The organism is Fontimonas sp. FW305-C-3, assembly GCF_058783185.1.
This window is the reverse complement of sequence record NZ_JBYSYK010000004.1, coordinates 166,820-182,848: the sequence shown is the minus strand read 5'-3', so window position 1 is coordinate 182,848 and position 16,029 is coordinate 166,820. Positions and strand designations below refer to the sequence as shown.

Below are 16,029 nucleotides of genomic sequence, written 5' to 3'. Positions count from 1 at the left end.
AGACAGGGCTAGCCGCAGAGTTCCTTGACCTGCCGCTGCGTGGTTTCGATGAGCTTCAGGCGGTCCGTCTCGGAGTAGACCTTTTCCTTGCCCTTGGCATCCTGCTCGACGATGCGGTTGGCGCTCTGGTAGGTGGCGAGCTGATCCTTACGGCGCTTGCATTCTTGCGCCTTGAGCGCCGGCGACGGCTCGCCGTCGGTTGATTCGGCGACGTCGTCGCCCGTTACGAGGTCATCGCCTGCGGTGTCGGGCTCGTCGGCCACCGGATCGCTGGCCGTGACGGTCGGCTCGATTGCCGCTCCCGTGGCCGGATCCACGCGCTTCCAGCCCGCCTGCGGCATATCGCTGAAACGCACCTTGCCGCTGGGATCGACCCACTTGTAGACCTGCTGGGCGCTGGCGCCAAACGTTGCGACAAGAAGTGCGGCCAGAAGTAGCGGTCTGGTCAGGGGCATGGGCGTTCTCTGATCCTTCAGGGAATGGTGTGGCAGGAGTCTAGTACGATTTACTCACGAGTACGTATATGCGAACAGACCATGTCGGCACCTTCCGTCAGCCCTAAATGCGCGTTCCGCGGCCCCTACGTGCTGGACCTGACGCCGGGAGACTACCTGTGGTGCGCCTGCGGACAATCGCAGCGCCAGCCGTTCTGCGACGGCTCGCATGCCGGCGGGCCGTTCAGCCCGCTGAAGTTCAGTGTGACCGGCCGGACCCGCACGGTCTGGCTATGCGGCTGCAAGCAGTCACGCCACCCACCGCATTGCGATGGGCGGCATAACAAGCTGCCCGCAGACTCCGCCGCCCCTTAGAGCGATTGCAGGTCGTAGCCGCGTTCGTTGTGCTGTGTGGTGTCCAGACCGACGGTTTCGTGTTCTTCGCTGACACGCAGGCCAGTGAACAAGCCGATCAGCTTCAGCAGACCCCAGGTCAGCACCGCCGTGTAAGCGATGGTTGCGCCAATGCCGAGCAGCTGGACGCCGAGCTGCGAGCTCATCGTCACGCCTTCGGCATAACCCTGGCCGCTGAACACGCCCAGTGCGGACGACGCGAAGATGCCGGCGAAGAAGGTGCCGAGCATGCCGCCGACGCCGTGAACCGGAAACACGTCGAGCGAGTCATCGACCTTGAGCACCCGCTTGAGCCCGTGGGTGGCGAAGAAGCAGACAAAGCCGGCCACCAGGCCGATCACCAGCGCGCCGCCCGGCCCTACGTAGCCGGAGGCCGGCGTGATGGTGCCCAGGCCGGCGACCATGCCGGTGACGATGCCCAGCGCGGACGGCTTGCCGTACTTGAACCACTCGATCGCGCTCCACATCAGCGCGCCGGCGGCGGCCGAGGTATGCGTCACCAGGATCGCCATGCCGGCATTGCCGTTGGCACCCAACGCCGAGCCGCCGTTGAAACCGAACCAGCCGACCCACAGCATGCCGGCGCCGGTGACGGTCATCGTCAGGTTGTGCGGCATCATCGGCGTCTGCAGGAAGCCGCGGCGCGGCTTGAGCACGAGCGCCGCGACGAGTGCCGCAACGCCGGCGGTGATGTGGACGACGGTGCCGCCGGCGAAGTCGAGCAGGCCGCGCTGGAACAGCCAGCCGTCGGCAGCCCAGACCCAATGGCAGACCGGCAGATAGACCGCGACCAGCCACAGCACCGAGAACAGCAGCATCGCCGAGAACTTCATGCGCTCGGCGAAACCGCCGACGACCAGCGCCGGCGTGATCGCCGCGAAGGTCAGCTGGTACATCGCGAACACGGTTTCGGGAATCGTGCCGTTCAGCGAGTTCTCGCCGACGCCGTAGAAGAACGCCTTGGACAGGCCGCCGATGAAGCCATTGCCCGGCGCAAACGCCAGGCTGTAGCCGAAGACCAGCCAGATGATCGACACGACGCAGACGATGGCGAAGCACTGCATCAGCACCGACAGCACGTTCTTCGCGCGGACCAGGCCGCCGTAGAACAGCGCCAGGCCCGGCAAGCTCATGAACAGCACCAGCGCGGTCGACGTCATGACCCAGGCGGTGTCGCCACCGCTCAGTTCGGCCTGAGCCAACGCCGTCCCCGGCAGCATCGCCAGCAAACCCCAAGCAAGCTTTTTCATACGCTCCCCAAACCCATCGCAGATTTAGAAAACCCCCGCTGATCGGACGATCGCAGGGGTGTTTTTATGTTTTGAACGACTTAGACGGCGTCGATGCCCGACTCGCCGGTACGGATGCGGACGGTCTGGTCGAGATCGTAGATGAAGATCTTGCCGTCGCCGATCTGGCCGGTCTTGGCGGCCTTCTGGATCGCGTCGACTGCCTTCTCGACCTGATCCGGCGCCAGCGCGACTTCGAGCTTGATCTTCGGCAGCAGATCGACCGTGTACTCGGCGCCGCGGTACAACTCGGTGTGGCCTTTCTGGCGGCCAAACCCGCGGACTTCAGTCACCGTCATGCCCTGGACACCGATGTCGGCCAGCGCTTCGCGCACGGCATCGAGCTTGAAGGGCTTGATGATGGCAATCAGCATTTTCATGTTGCGGCTCCCTGAGTTCAGGCCGCGGATTCTAGCATTTGCACTGTTTTGAGGCGCATTCGCCGGCATTCGAGCCAGCATCGAAGCCACAAAAAAGGGCGGATGCTCATCGCATCCGCCCCAATCCCACCGGAGAAACTGAGAGGCGGGGCTGTGACCAGCACAGCCCCGGTGCTGCTTACATGTTGTACGCCTTCTCGCCGTGCTCGGAGACGTCCAGACCTTCGGATTCCTGCTCCTCGGTCACTCGGATACCGATCGTGAACTTGAGGATCAGCAGGGTCACCGCGCTGACGACGGCGCTGAGGACGATCGCGATCAGGACCGCCTTGATCTGGATCATGATCTGCGACGGCGAGTAGCCAACCGCCATCGTGAACCAGTCGGCGTAGACACCGACGCCGCCCTTGGCCGGATCGACGAACACACCGGTCAGCACCGCACCGATGATGCCGCCCACCGCGTGGACGCCGAAGGCATCGAGGGCATCGTCATAGCCCAGCATCTTCTTCAGGTAAGCCACCGCGAAGAAGCAGACGAAGCCCGAGACCGCACCGATGATCAGGCCGCCGGTGATGCCGACGAAGCCGCAAGCCGGGGTGATCGCAACGAGGCCGGCGATGGCGCCCGAGATGATGCCCAGCAGGCTCGGCTTGCCCTTGAAGATCCACTCCGCGAAGAACCAGGCGATCGCCGCAGCTGCGGTGGCGAAAGCGGTGTTCGCGAAGGCCAGCACGGCATAGCCGTTGGCTTCGAGGTTGGAACCGGCGTTGAAGCCGAACCAGCCGAACCACAGCAACGAAGCACCGATCATGCTCATGACCAGGCTGTGTGGCGCCATAGCGACCTTGCCGTAACCCGAACGCTTGCCGAGGATGATGGCGCAGACCAGGCCAGCGATACCGGCGTTGATGTGGACGACCGTGCCGCCGGCGAAGTCGAGCGCGCCGAGCTGCCACAGGTAACCCGCGGTTGCGTTCAGATCAGCAACGCCTTCCGCCGAGGTGTAGGCATCCGGACCCGCCCACCACCAGACCATGTGGGCCATCGGCAGGTAGGACAGCGTGAACCAGACCACCGAGAAGATCAGCACGGCCTTGAACTTCATGCGCTCGGCGTAGGCGCCGGCGATGAGGGCCACCGTGATGCACGCGAAGGTCATCTGGAACACGGCGAACAGCAGCTCCGGAATCACCACGCCCTTGCTGAACGTCGCAGTCGCGGTGAAGAAGCCGTTGGCGTCATAGACCACGCCCTTCAGGAACATCTTGTCCAGCGTACCGATGAACGGTTCGCTGCCGCTGAACGCCAGGCTGTAGCCGTAGACGCACCACAGCACACCGATCAGGCAGAAGATCGCGAAGGTCTGCGTCATCGTCGACAGCATGTTCTTCTGGCGGACCATGCCGCCGTAGAACAGCGCCAGACCCGGCAGCGACATCAACAGCACGAAGGCGGTCGACACCAGCATCCAGGCGACGTTGCCGCCGTCGAAAGTCGGCGCCACCGGGGCCGCTTCCGCGGGAGCGGCTTCGGCGGTTTCAACGACAACCGCTTCCGTCACGACCGCTGCTTCAGCCGCCGGGGCCGCTTCAACAGCCGCAGCCGTCGGTTCGGCGGTAGGTTCCTGGGCCCAAGCCGGGGCCAGGCTGCAACACGCGGCTAGCGCCACGACAGTCAAAAATTTACGCATCATTGGATGGCCCCCTTTACAGCGCGTCTTTGCCGGATTCACCCGTACGGATACGGATGGCCTGATCCAGCGTGTAAACAAAGATCTTGCCGTCACCAATCTTGCCGGTATGCGCGGCCTTGGTAATGGCTTCGATAGCCCCCTCGAGCTTGTCGTCGCCGACGGCGACTTCGATCTTGACCTTGGGAAGGAAATCCACCACGTATTCGGCACCGCGGTAGAGTTCGGTGTGGCCTTTCTGGCGCCCGAATCCCTTCACCTCAGTCACCGTAATACCGGCCACGCCGAGATCCGAAAGTGCTTCACGCACTTCGTCCAGCTTGAACGGTTTGATGATGGCTGCGATTAGTTTCATTGACATCACTCCTGAGTCGGAAAGCGTTGTTCCACCGAAGGAGCCTCTGACTCCGGCGGCTGCACACGGAGAAAGCACGGAGCGTGCCAGCGGCCCGGAATTGGGCATCCGCTGCATTTGGTGCCTTGGCATCCCTTCTCGCGCACCAGTTCGGTGCATTTGGGGCCCGGCACTGCACCATCGCGCGAGAACCGCCGAAACGGCGGCTTGCTTGAAACTGCCCCGATGAACCTCGACACTGGCGCCCGTGAAACCAGACAACCGCCAACTCGAAGAACTCGCCGCCCGCCTGTCCCAGCTGCTGCCGCCCGGCCTCAAGGGCCTGCGGCATGAGCTGGAAGACAATTTCCGCGCCGTGCTGCGCGCCAATCTCGAAAAGTGGGACTTGGTCGGCCGCGAACGTTTCGATGTCCAGGCCGAACTGCTGGCGAAAACCCAGGCCCGTCTGGCGAGCATGGAGCAGCGCCTCGCCGAGCTCGAATCGCGGCTCAAGGCCACGAGCTGAAGCCGCTCCATATATAGAGGCCGGCCGCCACCCATCCGGCACCTGCCGAACCCCGGGGTTTGCATGGCGGGGATGGTTTGGCTAGAATCGCGGCCCTTTTTGGGCATCCGCCCTGCCCTGCCCGTTTTTGAGAGAGTGAGTCTCCATGCCTTCTGTACGCGTTCGTGACAACGAGCCTTTCGAAGTTGCAGTCCGTCGCTTCAAGCGCACCTGCGAAAAGGCCGGCGTCCTGACCGACCTGCGCAAGCACGAGTACTTCGAAAAGCCGAGCCAGGAGCGCAAGCGTAAGCGCGCCGCCGCGGTCAAGCGCCAGGCCAAGAAGGTCCAGCGCGAATCGAACCGTCGCGTCCGCCTGTACTAAGGCGTCCGCTGTACCCGCTGTGAGCAACTGCGGCCGCTGGCCGCAGTTTGCGTTTTAGGGAATGCCATGTCCGAACTCAGAACCCGCATCGTCGAAGACGTCAAAACCGCCATGCGCGCCGGCGACAAGCCGCGTCTGGGCGTGCTGCGCATGCTGCAGGCGGAAATCCAGCAGCGCGAAGTCATCGAGCAGGTGCAGATCACCGATGCCGTGGTCCACGCGGCCGTCGAGAAGATGGTCAAGCAGCGCCGCGATTCGGAGACGCAGTTCCGCAGCGGCAACCGCCCGGACCTCGCCGACAAGGAAGCCAGCGAGATCCTCGTGCTGATGGGCTACCTGCCGCAGCAGTTCAGCGCCGAAGAAGTCGACGCGCTGATCAATCAGGCGATTGCCGAAACCGGCGCCGCCGGCGGCAAGGACATGGGCAAGGTCATGGGCTGGATCAAGCCCAAGGCTCAGGGCCGCACCGACATGGGCAAGCTCTCGGGTCTGATCAAGGCCAAGCTGGGCGCCTGAGCTTCTCCTTTCTCCGTCGTCCCCGCGAGCGGGACGACGGGCGGTGGCTTGACAGGGTTGCGCGCTTTCGCGGGAATGACGGAATCCTATGGCCGGTCGCATTCCAGATAGCTTCATCCACGATCTTCTCGCTCGGACGGACATCGTCGAGCTGATCAGCGCGCGCATGGAACTCAAGCGCGCCGGGCGCGAGCTCAAGGGCCTGTCGCCGTTCACCAACGAGAAAAGCCCCTCGTTCCACGTCAACCCGCAGAAGCAGATGTTCTTCGACTTCAGCTCGGGCAAGAACGGCAATGCGATCGGCTTCCTGATGGAGTTCGATCGCCTCAGCTTCGTCGAAGCCATCGAAGAGCTCGCCAAGCGCGCCGGCGTCGAAGTGCCGCGCGAAGGCGGCAATGAAGCGCGCGTCGTCATGGACGGGCCGCTCGATGCGCTCGCCGCGGCGCAACGTTACTTCACCGAGCGCCTGCGCCTGAGCCCGGTCGCGGTCGAGTATCTGAAGAAGCGCGGCGTCGACGGCGCGACCGCCAAGCGCTACGGCATCGGCTTCGCGCCCGAGAGCTGGGACGGACTGACCACTTTCCTCAAGGAAACCCAGCATGCCGTCGATGCCGGATTGCTGATCCGCAAGGACGGCGGCGCTCAGAGCGGGCGCGACTGCTACGACCGCTTCCGCAACCGCGTGATGTTCCCGATCCGCGATACGCGCGGCCGCGTCATCGGCTTCGGCGGCCGCACGCTGGGCAACGATCCGGCCAAGTATCTGAACTCGCCGGAAACGCCGCTGTTCCACAAGGGCCGCAATCTTTACGGCCTGTATGAAGCGAAGCAGAACGGTCCGGCGACCCTGCCGCACCTGATCGTCGTCGAAGGCTACATGGATGTCGTCATGCTCTCGCAGCACGGCGTCGGCGGTGCGGTCGCGACGCTTGGCACCGCGACGACGCGCGAGCATCTGCAGTTGATCTTCAAGAACACCAGCAAGCTGGTCTTCTGCTTCGACGGCGATCGTGCCGGCCGCGCCGCAGCCTGGCGCGCTCTTGAACAGGCGCTGCCGGAGCTCCATGAAGGGCGCGAGTGCCTGTTCATGTTCCTGCCGGATGGCCACGACCCGGACACCTTGGTGCAGGAGATCGGCAGCGCCGCGTTCAATGAACTTGTGACTCAGGCGCAGCCGCTGTCGCAGTTCCTGCTCGGCGAACTGACCAAGCAGGTGAATCTTGGCGCGATGGAAGGCCGTGCACGCCTGGTCGCGCTGGCACGCCCGCATGTCGACAAGCTGCGCGAAGGCCCGCTGCGGATGTTGATGCTCGACGAGTTGGCGCGGATCACGCGCATGTCGCGCGGCGATATCGAGAACAGCCTGCGCCGCAGCGATGCCGCCGCGCCGACGGCCAACAACACCGCGGCAACGCCCGCCGCGACCCGCGATCCGGGCGCCGGGCGACCGGTGAAGCACCTGCTGCAGCTGCTGCTCGAACAGCCGACGCTCGCCGAGCGCGCCGACAACCTGCAGCTGCTCGAACAATGCGATGTGCCGGGCGTCGGCGTGCTGGTCAACGCGCTCGACTACTTTCTCGCCAATCCGGGCGCGCATGCCGCCCAGCTGGCGGAGGCCTGGAAGGACACGCCGCAAGGCCAGGCCATCGGCCGCTTGATGGCGGAAGGCAGCCCGGAACTGGAACCGGCGGCGATCGAAATCGAGTTCATCGATGGCCTCGCCAGACTGACCCGGCGCGGCCTGCGGGGCCGCGTCAACGAGCTGCTTGCACAGGCTCGGATTCGGGATTTATCCGAAACCGAAACCAAGGAGTTAGGCGCACTTACGGCACAGTTGTCAGCACGTTCGCCTGAAACCTAGGGCGGGCAGTATAATAGGCGGTTCCGCGCTCCCGACGTGACGTTCCCAGAGTTAGTACATGGCAAACAGCAACAGCGAAAAGGCCGACAAGGCCAGCACTGCGCTTGAAAAGCAGGCTCAGAAGCAGTCCCAGATCAAGGTTCTGATCGCGCTCGGAAAGGAAAAGAGCTACCTCACCTACGCCGAGGTGGCCGACCATCTGCCGGAGATCGTCGATACCGAGCAGATCGAAGACATCATCAGCATGATCCAGGCGATGGGCATCCCGGTTCACGAGGAAGCCCCGCAGGAAGACGAGCAGCTGTTCTCCGAACCTGCCGTCGTTGCGACCAACGAAGAAGAAGAAGACGCTGCCGAAGAAGCCGCCGCCGCGATTGCCGCGCTCGACGACCAGTTCGGCCGCACGACCGACCCGGTGCGCATGTACATGCGCGAAATGGGTTCGGTGGAACTGCTCGACCGCGAAGGCGAAATCCGCATCGCCAAGCGCATCGAGGAAGGCCTCAACGAGGCCATGTTCGCGATGGCGCAGTACCCGGAAACGGTGGCGATCCTGCTCGAGGCCTTCGAGAGCTACAAGCAGGGCAACAAGCGTCTGAACGAGATTGTCACCGGCTTCATCGATCCGAACGCACCGGATGAAATTCCGCCGCCGGCGCCGCCGCAGCCGAAGATCGAAGAGAAGGACGAGGACGACGAGGCCAGCGGCGACGAGGAAGAAGAAGCCGTCGACACCGGCCCGGATCCGGTCATCACCGCCGAGAACTTCGCCGAACTGCAGAAGCTCTACGACAAGGCCTGGGACGCGCTGCTCAAGCTCGGCGCCGCCCACCCGAAGACGCAGCCGAAGCGCGAAGCGGTTGCGCAGCACATCATGACCTTCAAGCTGTCGCCGAAGATCGTCGATGAAATCACCCGCAATCTGCGCGCGAAGATCGACATGGTGCGCCGCACCGAGCGCCAGATCATGCGCATCTGCGTGGTCGATGCCGGCATGGGTCGCGAGGAGTTCCTCAAGATCTACCGCGAAGCCAACGGCGCGACCAACGAGGAGTGGATCACCAAGGCGATCCGCGCCAAGCGCAAGTATTCGTCGGAACTGAATTCGCGCAAGGATGAAGTCTTCGCGCTGCAGGACACGCTGAAGAAGATGGAAGGCGACAACCTCATCTCGCTGCACGAGATCAAGGACATCAACCGTCGCGTCAACGTCGGCGAAGCCAAGGCCCGCCGCGCGAAGAAGGAGATGGTGGAAGCCAACCTCCGTCTCGTCATCTCGATCGCGAAGAAGTACACCAACCGCGGCCTGCAGTTCCTCGACCTGATTCAGGAAGGCAACATCGGCCTGATGAAGGCGGTCGACAAGTTCGAATATCGCCGCGGCTACAAGTTCTCCACGTACGCGACCTGGTGGATTCGCCAGGCCATCACGCGTTCGATCGCCGATCAGGCCCGCACCATCCGCATCCCGGTGCACATGATCGAGACGATCAACAAGCTCAATCGTATCAGCCGCCAGATGCTGCAGGAGATGGGCCGCGAAGCGACGCCGGAAGAACTGGCGAAGAAAATGGAGATGCCCGAGGACAAGATCCGCAAGGTGCTCAAGATCGCCAAGGAACCGATCTCGATGGAAACGCCGATCGGCGACGACGAGGATTCGCACCTCGGCGACTTCATCGAGGACACCGCCGCGGTCTCGCCGCTGGAATCGGCGACCTCGTCGTCGCTCGCTGAAGCCACGCACCAGATTCTCGCCAGCCTGACGCCGCGCGAAGCCAAAGTGCTGCGCATGCGCTTCGGTATCGACATGACGACCGATCACACGCTGGAAGAAGTCGGCAAGCAGTTCGATGTCACCCGCGAGCGCATCCGTCAGATCGAGGCCAAGGCGCTGCGCAAGCTGCGTCATCCGAGCCGCGCCAACTACCTGCGCAGCTTCCTCGAAGAGTAATAGGCGTCGGCGCAAGCCAAAGCCTTACAGCATCCGCGGGCCGGTTCTGGGATCCAGACCCGGCCCGCACTGTTTTCGTCGACAGGATTGCCGGGCAAAGACGGTAACATTCACCGGATAGCCGCTGCTCCAGCGATCACAACAGACGCCAAACCCGTTGCAGGTCGAATCTTGAAAGCCGCCTCCTCCGATCGGATCCACTTCCCGAAACCGCCGCACGGGCTCGCCGCGCGGCTGACGTGGGCCGGCCCTTATGCACCGATCCTGGGCCTGTTGCTGCTGGGCGCCATGGGTCTTGCGCTGTCGCGCGCGGGCTTGGTCATTTGGCAGTGGCCACGTGTGGCGCCGACCGGCGGCGCGGTCACGATCATGCTGCAAGGGCTGCGCTCGGACCTGATCATGCTGGGCTGGGTCATCGCCCCGATGTTGCTTCTGTTGCCGGCCTTCATCGGTCTGCGCCAGGTGCCGGCATGGGTGCGTGTGAGCTGCTGGTGGTTTGCGCTGGCACTGAGCTTCATCGCGCTGATGGAGTTGATGACGCCGTCGTTCCTGATCCAGTACGACGTTCGCCCCAACCGCACGTTTGTCGACTACATCGAGTACCCGCGCGAAGTCCTGCTGATGCTGTGGGCGGGATTCCGCTATCAACTCATGGCGGCGATGCTGGCCATCGCCACGCTGGGCTGGCTGATCTTCCGCCAGTTCAACAGCTACCGCCGCGCCGCGAAACCCTGGAGCAGCGCCAGAACCCTGCTGATCTGGCCGCTGGCGGTGTTCTGCGTGTTCATGATGATCCGCTCCAACACGCATGGGCGTCCCGTGCACCTCGGCAACTTCTCCTTCTGCGGGGATGCCACCGTCAACAGCCTCGTCGCCAACTCGGCCTACAGCATGCTGTACGCGGCGTATCAGATCCGCCGCGAGGCGGGCCTGAGCCAGCAATACGGGGAGATGCCGATCGAGGAAGTCATCCGCCGCACGCGCGCGCAGATGGGCGTGGCCGCGGACCGCTTCATCTCCGATACGCAGCCGACGCTGCGCGTGCAGACCGCGAGCGTGCGCCGCGAACGCCCGCTCAATCTGGTCATCATCATGCAGGAGAGCCTGGGCGCCAGTTTCGTCGGCAGCCTGGGCGGAGCAGCGCTGACGCCGAACATCGATCGGCTGGCCGACCAGAGCCTGTGGTTCGAGCAGATGTACGCCACCGGCACCCGCACGTCGCGCGGCATCGAGGCTTTGATCGCGGGCTTTCCGCCGACGCCTGCGCTGCCGATCGTACGCCTGTCGAAATCGCAGAAGGATTTCTTCACGCTGGGGACCGCGCTCAAGGAAGTCGGCTTCCGCAACGAGTTCGTCTACGGCGGCGATGCGAATTTCGACAATCGCGGCGGCTTCCTGCTGAGCAACGGCTTCGATGCAGTAATCGATCGCGACGACTACAAGTCGCCGGTTTTCCCTGGCTATCTCGGAGTCTCGGACGAAGACCTGTTCACGAAGCTGCACGAGCGGCTCGGCCAACTGCAGGACGACAGCCAGCCGCATTTCCTGCTGGCACTGACCATCTCGCACCACGCGCCTTACGATTATCCCAGCGGCCGCATCGACGTCGGCGACGAAAATCCGGCCACCGTGGAAAATACCGCGCGGTATGCCGACTATGCCGTCGGCCAGTTCATCGAACTGGCGCGCAAGAGCGACTATTGGAACAACACCCTGTTTCTCATCGTTGCCGATCATGAAAGCGAGCTGCGCATCCGCGGCGATGCGCTGGTGCCGGTCGACGGCTTTCATATTCCCGCGCTGATTGTCGGCGCCGACATCCAGCCGCGGCGCATTCAATCGACGACCAGCCAGATCGATCTCGCGCCGACATTGCTCTCGCTGCTTGGCGTCGACGCGACCATCGCGTTCGCCGGACGCGACCTCACGCGCACACTGCCTGAGTTCGGCAACACGCCGGCGCCCGTCGCGCCGCGCGCACTGATGCAGTTCAACCAGAATTTCGCCTGGGTGCAGAACCAGCGCGTCACCGTGCTGTCCCCCGATGAGGACTCTGACAAGGTCGGCGAGGTTCATCAGTACCTGTATGACCCGGCGAGCAAGAGTCTGACGCCGGCACTCGACCACGATGCCGAGGCCGAGAAAGACGCACTGGCCCAGGCCCTGTTGCCGGCCTGGCTCTACGAGCAGCAGCGCTACCGGCTGCCTGCCCGGCGCGCCGTATCGATTCCATGAACGCGCACTATCTGGAGCAGGCCGGCAGCGAAATCGTCTACGACGCGACGCTGGTGCCTGCTGCCGGTACGTCTCTGTTTGAGCTTGCTCATTGGCAGAAGCTCGGCGCGGTGTCACATACCGCCAGCGGCCGCGCCGAAGTGCACTTCATCAATACCGGCGACGCGCAGTGGGTTCTGCGTCACTACCGCCGCGGCGGCCTGATCGCGCGCGTGATTCACGATCGTTACGTCTGGACCGGACTCGCGCGCACCCGCGCCTGGCGCGAATGGCATCTGCTCAAGGAACTGCATGAGCGCGGCTTTCCGGTGCCCGCACCGGTTGCCGCGCGCGTGCAGCGTGAGAGCCTGTTCTATCGCGCCGATCTGATCACCGCGCTGGTCGCCAATGCCGAGCCGCTCGCCGACACCTTGGCGCACGGCCCGCTGGCCACCGAACTGTGGGCGCTGCTTGGACGAACCATCGCGCGCTTTCACCGCGCCGGCGTTCATCACAGCGACCTGAATGCGCGCAACATCCTGTGGCGCGCCGGCGAGCAATGCTTCTTCCTGCTCGACTTCGACGGCGCGCAGCGCAACGCCGCGCCGGCGAAGCTGGCGTCCGGCATCGCACGCCTGCGGCGTTCCCTCGACAAGTTCGCCCGTAAAGCCGCCGAAGGCTCGACCGCCTTCCACTTCGACGAAGCGGCCTGGCAGGCGCTGCTCGCGGGTTACAACGCCGGCCCATGAGCCGCCTGATCTACACGCTGCTGATCGCGCTCGCGAGCCTGCCGGCGAGTCTGATGCTGGGACTCCGCGATCGCCGCCTGCAGCGCGCCGGCCACGGCTGGCTGGAGCGCTTCGGAAAACTGCCGCCGGATGCGGCACCGGTAGAGATCTGGATTCACGCTGCTTCCCTGGGAGAAGTACTCGCCGCGGCGCCGTTGATCAATCGCCTGCTCGCCGAACATGGCGACCGCCGGATCGCCGTCAGCTGCTTCACCGCGACCGGCTCGCAGCAGATCCGTCGCGCCTGGGGCGAGCGTGTCGTGCACAGCTATCTGCCCTTCGATCTGCCGTCGGCCGTTGCGCGCTTTCTTGACGCGCTCAAGCCGAGCAAGGCCATCGTGATCGAGACCGAGTTGTGGCCGAACCTGTACCGCGCGATCGCGGCGCGCGGCATTCCGCTGATCGTTGCCAACGCGCGGCTCTCCGAGCGTTCGATGCGCGGGTACCGCCGCCTTTCCGGCCTGATCCGTGAAACGCTCGAAGCCTGCACGCTCGTCGCCGCGCAGTCCTCGGCGGATGCCGAACGCTTTCGCACACTGGGCGCGCGTACGGTGACGACGACGGGCAACATCAAGCTCGATATCGAAGTTCCCGAGGGGCAGCTTGCCGAAGGCGCGCAGCTGAAATCACGACTTGGCGCCGGTCGCGCTGTATGGATCGCAGCGAGCACTCATGACGGCGAAGAAGCCGCTGCACTGGCTGCGCATCGCAAGCTGCTGGCGACACGGGCCGACGCAGCGCTGATTCTGGTGCCTCGTCATCCGCAACGCTTCGACGCCTGCTGGCGTCTGGTCGAAGGCAGCAGCCTGCGCGGCGCGCGGCGCAGCGGAACTGGCGGCGACGCGCAGACCCAGGTGTTGCTCGGCGACAGCATGGGCGAGATGTTTGCCTATCTGAGCGCTGCGGACATCGCCTTCGTCGGCGGCAGCCTCGTCGATGTCGGTGGCCATAACATTCTCGAACCGGCGGCCATCGGCCTGCCGGTGTTGTTCGGCCCGTATATGCAGAACTTCGCTGTCGCGCGTGAACTGCTGCTCGGCCATGGTGGCACCGAGGTCGCGGATGCCGATGCGCTAGCCGCCGCCTTGATCGCTGCCTTCGCCGACGCCGGACAGCGCCGCGACGCGGGTCTCGAAGCCCAGCGCGCAGTCGCCGCCAATCGCGGCGCGTTGCAGAATCTCCTGCAGGCCATTGTCACCCTTCCAGTCCAGCGCTCATGACTTCCGAACCGACGCCGCCGCCCAGCCCGAACGAACCCGTCCGCGTGCTGCACTTCGTGACCGGCGGCTTCTCCGGCGGCGCAACCCAGGTCGCGCTCGCGCTGGTCAACGCCGAACGTAGCGGCGATCAGGTCCAGCCGCTGCTGGTCCTGCGCCGCAAGATGCGCGGCGATCCGGCACGCATCATCGAACTCGAACAGGCCGGCGTGCCGATCCGCACCGTCACGGGATGGACGCACGCCGCAACGATCTGGAGCCTCGTGCAGGTCTGCAAGGAGTTCCGCCCGCACGTCCTGGTCGCGCACGGCTTCAGCGAGCATCTGTGGGGCCGCTATGCCGGCCTGCTTGCCAAGGTGCCGAGCCTCGTGCACGTCGAGCACAACTCGCGCGAGCGCTACACCGCCTGGCGCCTGACCCAGGCACGCTGGCTCGCGCAGCGCACCGCGGCCATCGTCGGCGTCTCCGAAGGCGTGCGCCTGCGTCTGCTCGAGCTTGGCTTCCCCGCCGACCGCACGATGGCGATCCCCAACGGCATTCGCCTTGAACCCTTCGCGGAGGCCGACAATCACCCCTTGCCGCAGCGCATTGCCGGCATCGTCATGGTGTCGCGCTTCGCGCGCCAGAAAGATCACCTGACGCTGCTGCGCGCGCTCGCGCTGCTGCGCGAGCGTGGCCTGCGTCCGCCGCTGCTGCTTGCCGGCGGCGGCAAGGCCAGCCACCGGCGCACCGCCGAGAAACTTTGCGACGCGTTGCAACTGCGGGATCAGGTTCAGTTCCTCGGCGTCTGCCGCAACGTGCCGGAACTGCTGATGGGCCATCAGATCGCCGTGCTCAGCACGCGTTACGAAGGCATGCCGCTGGCGATCGTCGAAGGCATGGCGGCCGGCTGCGCGGTGGTCGGCAGCGATGCTCCCGGCGTGCGCGAGCTGATCGAGGATGGGGTCAATGGCCGTGTCGCGGGGCAGGCCGATCCGCAGAAGCTGGCCGACGTACTCGAAGCGCTGCTGCGGGCTCCCGGGCAGGCCGCCGAGCTGGGGCGTGCTGCGCGCGCCGCGGCGCTGGAGCGACACAGCAGAGAGCTGATGAACGCACGCTACGAGGCGCTGTTCCTGCAGCTCGCGCGCCCGATGCCTGCGACGATCTAGGCCGCGCTGGCGGTGCCTGCGAGATGACGGTCGATGCCGTCGACGCAGCGGATCTTTCCGGTCGTCAGCGATTCCTTGATGATCGCCTTGTTGTGCTCCCAGCCGGCCTTCGACTCGTAGCTGCGCTTGTGCTCTAGATGCACGCAGACCGCCTGATAGCGCACCTTCTTACCGGTGATGCCGGCATTGACCAGCCGATGACCGAACTCGCGATCAAGCGCGCCATAGCCCATCCGTTCGTCGAAGCCGTTGACGAGAATCGCATCGTCTTTCCAGCACGAAGCGTTCGCACCGTTCCAGCCGGCTGAAGCCGTGGCGATCGCCTCGTAGAAGCGCGCCCAGCCCGGGCTGCGGGTGATCTTCCAGAACTGGCGCGGCTTCCAGGGCTGGCCCTTGCTGCGCAGCCAGGCGGCGTCGAAGACGCGCTGCGCCTCGATGTCGGCCTGCGTGATCGCCTCGGTCACCGGCATCGACAGCCGGAACAGCGCGCCAGAGAGGAAGCGGCCACGCTCGCGCTTGGCGATGTGCGTGGAGACGAAATCAGCGCGCGGGATGCAGTCGCCGTCGGTCATGATGATGTAGTCGGATGCCGAGGCGATGATGGCCTTGTTGAGAATCCGGCATTTCTGGAAACCATCGTCCGTCTGCCAGACGTGACGGATCGCGATCGGCGCCTGCGCAGCAACTTCTTCGATCATCAGGCGGGTTTCGTCGCGCGATCCGTCGTCGGCGACGACCACTTCGAAATCCTGGCGATCCTGGCGGCAATAGCCGATCAGCACCAGCCGCAGCGCGCGGGGCGAGTTATAGGTCGAGATGACGACGCTGGCGACCGGGGTATTCATGGGGCGACGACGGGCTGCAGACTCAGGACGAGTAATATATCGGCTGTCATCACCC

Annotated in this window: 16 protein-coding genes; 10 read left to right on the top strand and 6 right to left on the bottom strand. The window is 64.6% G+C overall.

All coding sequences use genetic code 11. The annotated features are described in order from the left end of the window. Positions 1 to 8: 8 nt before the first annotated feature. Positions 9 to 455: a DUF4124 domain-containing protein gene (locus AC3WUF_RS16300; protein ID WP_492427507.1), complete on the bottom strand. Its 447-nt coding sequence runs from the start codon at positions 453 to 455 to the stop codon at positions 9 to 11. A gap of 81 nt (positions 456 to 536) precedes the next feature. Between AC3WUF_RS16300 and AC3WUF_RS16295 the strand changes: the two genes are divergently transcribed. Beyond that, the gene (locus tag AC3WUF_RS16295; RefSeq protein WP_492427505.1) at positions 537 to 809 is read left to right on the top strand and encodes a CDGSH iron-sulfur domain-containing protein; all 273 of its coding nucleotides are present in this window, start codon (positions 537 to 539) and stop codon (positions 807 to 809) included. Here AC3WUF_RS16295 and AC3WUF_RS16290 read toward each other — a convergent pair. The 4 genes from AC3WUF_RS16290 to glnK all read right to left on the bottom strand — a co-directional run bounded on the left by AC3WUF_RS16290 (position 806) and on the right by glnK (position 4,565). Then, positions 806 to 2,098, bottom strand: a complete 1,293-nt coding sequence (locus AC3WUF_RS16290) for an ammonium transporter (RefSeq protein ID WP_492427503.1) — start codon at positions 2,096 to 2,098, stop codon at positions 806 to 808. The genes AC3WUF_RS16295 and AC3WUF_RS16290 overlap by 4 nt on opposite strands. A gap of 80 nt (positions 2,099 to 2,178) precedes the next feature. Further along, entirely contained in the window at positions 2,179 to 2,517 is a 339-nt protein-coding gene (locus tag AC3WUF_RS16285) for a P-II family nitrogen regulator (protein ID WP_492427501.1), read from the bottom strand. A gap of 178 nt (positions 2,518 to 2,695) precedes the next feature. Then, entirely contained in the window at positions 2,696 to 4,210 is a 1,515-nt protein-coding gene (locus AC3WUF_RS16280) for an ammonium transporter (protein WP_492428417.1), read from the bottom strand. Positions 4,211 to 4,226: 16 nt separating this feature from the next. Beyond that, entirely contained in the window at positions 4,227 to 4,565 is a 339-nt protein-coding gene (glnK, locus tag AC3WUF_RS16275; RefSeq protein ID WP_492427499.1) for a P-II family nitrogen regulator, read from the bottom strand. Between the two features lie 247 nt (positions 4,566 to 4,812). Here glnK and AC3WUF_RS16270 point away from each other — a divergent pair, with 247 nt between their 5' ends. From AC3WUF_RS16270 to AC3WUF_RS16230, 9 genes are all read left to right on the top strand, one after another. Further along, positions 4,813 to 5,070, top strand: coding sequence for an accessory factor UbiK family protein (locus AC3WUF_RS16270; RefSeq protein WP_492427497.1), 258 nt, complete (start codon positions 4,813 to 4,815; stop codon positions 5,068 to 5,070). Positions 5,071 to 5,215: 145 nt separating this feature from the next. Then, positions 5,216 to 5,431, top strand: coding sequence for a 30S ribosomal protein S21 (gene rpsU, locus AC3WUF_RS16265; protein ID WP_492427495.1), 216 nt, complete (start codon positions 5,216 to 5,218; stop codon positions 5,429 to 5,431). A gap of 66 nt (positions 5,432 to 5,497) precedes the next feature. Then, positions 5,498 to 5,947 carry a GatB/YqeY domain-containing protein gene (locus AC3WUF_RS16260; RefSeq protein ID WP_492427493.1) on the top strand — a complete coding sequence of 150 codons (450 nt, stop codon included), beginning with the start codon at positions 5,498 to 5,500 and terminating at the stop codon, positions 5,945 to 5,947. An 88-nt stretch (positions 5,948 to 6,035) separates the two neighbouring features. After that, positions 6,036 to 7,808, top strand: a complete 1,773-nt coding sequence (dnaG, locus tag AC3WUF_RS16255) for a DNA primase (RefSeq protein WP_492427491.1) — start codon at positions 6,036 to 6,038, stop codon at positions 7,806 to 7,808. A gap of 58 nt (positions 7,809 to 7,866) precedes the next feature. Further along, the gene (rpoD, locus tag AC3WUF_RS16250) at positions 7,867 to 9,762 is read left to right on the top strand and encodes an RNA polymerase sigma factor RpoD (RefSeq protein WP_492427489.1); all 1,896 of its coding nucleotides are present in this window, start codon (positions 7,867 to 7,869) and stop codon (positions 9,760 to 9,762) included. 171 nt (positions 9,763 to 9,933) lie between these two features. Then, on the top strand, positions 9,934 to 11,997 hold the full coding sequence (locus AC3WUF_RS16245) for an LTA synthase family protein (protein ID WP_492427487.1): 2,064 nt from the start codon (positions 9,934 to 9,936) through the stop codon (positions 11,995 to 11,997). Then, positions 11,994 to 12,725 carry a 3-deoxy-D-manno-octulosonic acid kinase gene (locus tag AC3WUF_RS16240; protein ID WP_492427485.1) on the top strand — a complete coding sequence of 244 codons (732 nt, stop codon included), beginning with the start codon at positions 11,994 to 11,996 and terminating at the stop codon, positions 12,723 to 12,725. Before AC3WUF_RS16245 ends, AC3WUF_RS16240 begins: the two co-directional genes overlap by 4 nt. Next, positions 12,722 to 13,984 carry a lipid IV(A) 3-deoxy-D-manno-octulosonic acid transferase gene (gene waaA, locus AC3WUF_RS16235; protein ID WP_492427483.1) on the top strand — a complete coding sequence of 421 codons (1,263 nt, stop codon included), beginning with the start codon at positions 12,722 to 12,724 and terminating at the stop codon, positions 13,982 to 13,984. Before AC3WUF_RS16240 ends, waaA begins: the two co-directional genes overlap by 4 nt. Then, positions 13,981 to 15,129, top strand: a complete 1,149-nt coding sequence (locus tag AC3WUF_RS16230; protein WP_492427481.1) for a glycosyltransferase — start codon at positions 13,981 to 13,983, stop codon at positions 15,127 to 15,129. Before waaA ends, AC3WUF_RS16230 begins: the two co-directional genes overlap by 4 nt. On the opposite strand, the gene AC3WUF_RS16225 is transcribed toward AC3WUF_RS16230, so the two are convergent. Further along, a complete protein-coding gene (locus AC3WUF_RS16225) occupies positions 15,126 to 15,974 on the bottom strand; it encodes a glycosyltransferase family 2 protein (protein ID WP_492427479.1) in 849 nt (282 codons plus the stop codon). The genes AC3WUF_RS16230 and AC3WUF_RS16225 overlap by 4 nt on opposite strands. Between the last annotated feature and the right edge of the window lie 55 nt (positions 15,975 to 16,029).

Excerpts from the sequence above, each read along its gene's own strand:
- AC3WUF_RS16225 (WP_492427479.1), bottom strand. The coding sequence starts at position 15,974 with ATGAATACCCCGGTCGCCAGCGTCGTCATCTCGACCTATAACTCGCCC.
- AC3WUF_RS16290 (WP_492427503.1), bottom strand. The coding sequence starts at position 2,098 with ATGAAAAAGCTTGCTTGGGGTTTGCTGGCGATGCTGCCGGGGACGGCG.
- glnK (WP_492427499.1), bottom strand. The coding sequence starts at position 4,565 with ATGAAACTAATCGCAGCCATCATCAAACCGTTCAAGCTGGACGAAGTG.
- AC3WUF_RS16240 (WP_492427485.1), top strand. The coding sequence starts at position 11,994 with ATGAACGCGCACTATCTGGAGCAGGCCGGCAGCGAAATCGTCTACGAC.
- AC3WUF_RS16230 (WP_492427481.1), top strand. The coding sequence starts at position 13,981 with ATGACTTCCGAACCGACGCCGCCGCCCAGCCCGAACGAACCCGTCCGC.
- AC3WUF_RS16260 (WP_492427493.1), top strand. The coding sequence starts at position 5,498 with ATGTCCGAACTCAGAACCCGCATCGTCGAAGACGTCAAAACCGCCATG.
- rpsU (WP_492427495.1), top strand. The coding sequence starts at position 5,216 with ATGCCTTCTGTACGCGTTCGTGACAACGAGCCTTTCGAAGTTGCAGTC.
- AC3WUF_RS16285 (WP_492427501.1), bottom strand. The coding sequence starts at position 2,517 with ATGAAAATGCTGATTGCCATCATCAAGCCCTTCAAGCTCGATGCCGTG.
- dnaG (WP_492427491.1), top strand. The coding sequence starts at position 6,036 with ATGGCCGGTCGCATTCCAGATAGCTTCATCCACGATCTTCTCGCTCGG.
- AC3WUF_RS16280 (WP_492428417.1), bottom strand. The coding sequence starts at position 4,210 with ATGCGTAAATTTTTGACTGTCGTGGCGCTAGCCGCGTGTTGCAGCCTG.
- rpoD (WP_492427489.1), top strand. The coding sequence starts at position 7,867 with ATGGCAAACAGCAACAGCGAAAAGGCCGACAAGGCCAGCACTGCGCTT.
- AC3WUF_RS16295 (WP_492427505.1), top strand. The coding sequence starts at position 537 with ATGTCGGCACCTTCCGTCAGCCCTAAATGCGCGTTCCGCGGCCCCTAC.
- AC3WUF_RS16300 (WP_492427507.1), bottom strand. The coding sequence starts at position 455 with ATGCCCCTGACCAGACCGCTACTTCTGGCCGCACTTCTTGTCGCAACG.
- waaA (WP_492427483.1), top strand. The coding sequence starts at position 12,722 with ATGAGCCGCCTGATCTACACGCTGCTGATCGCGCTCGCGAGCCTGCCG.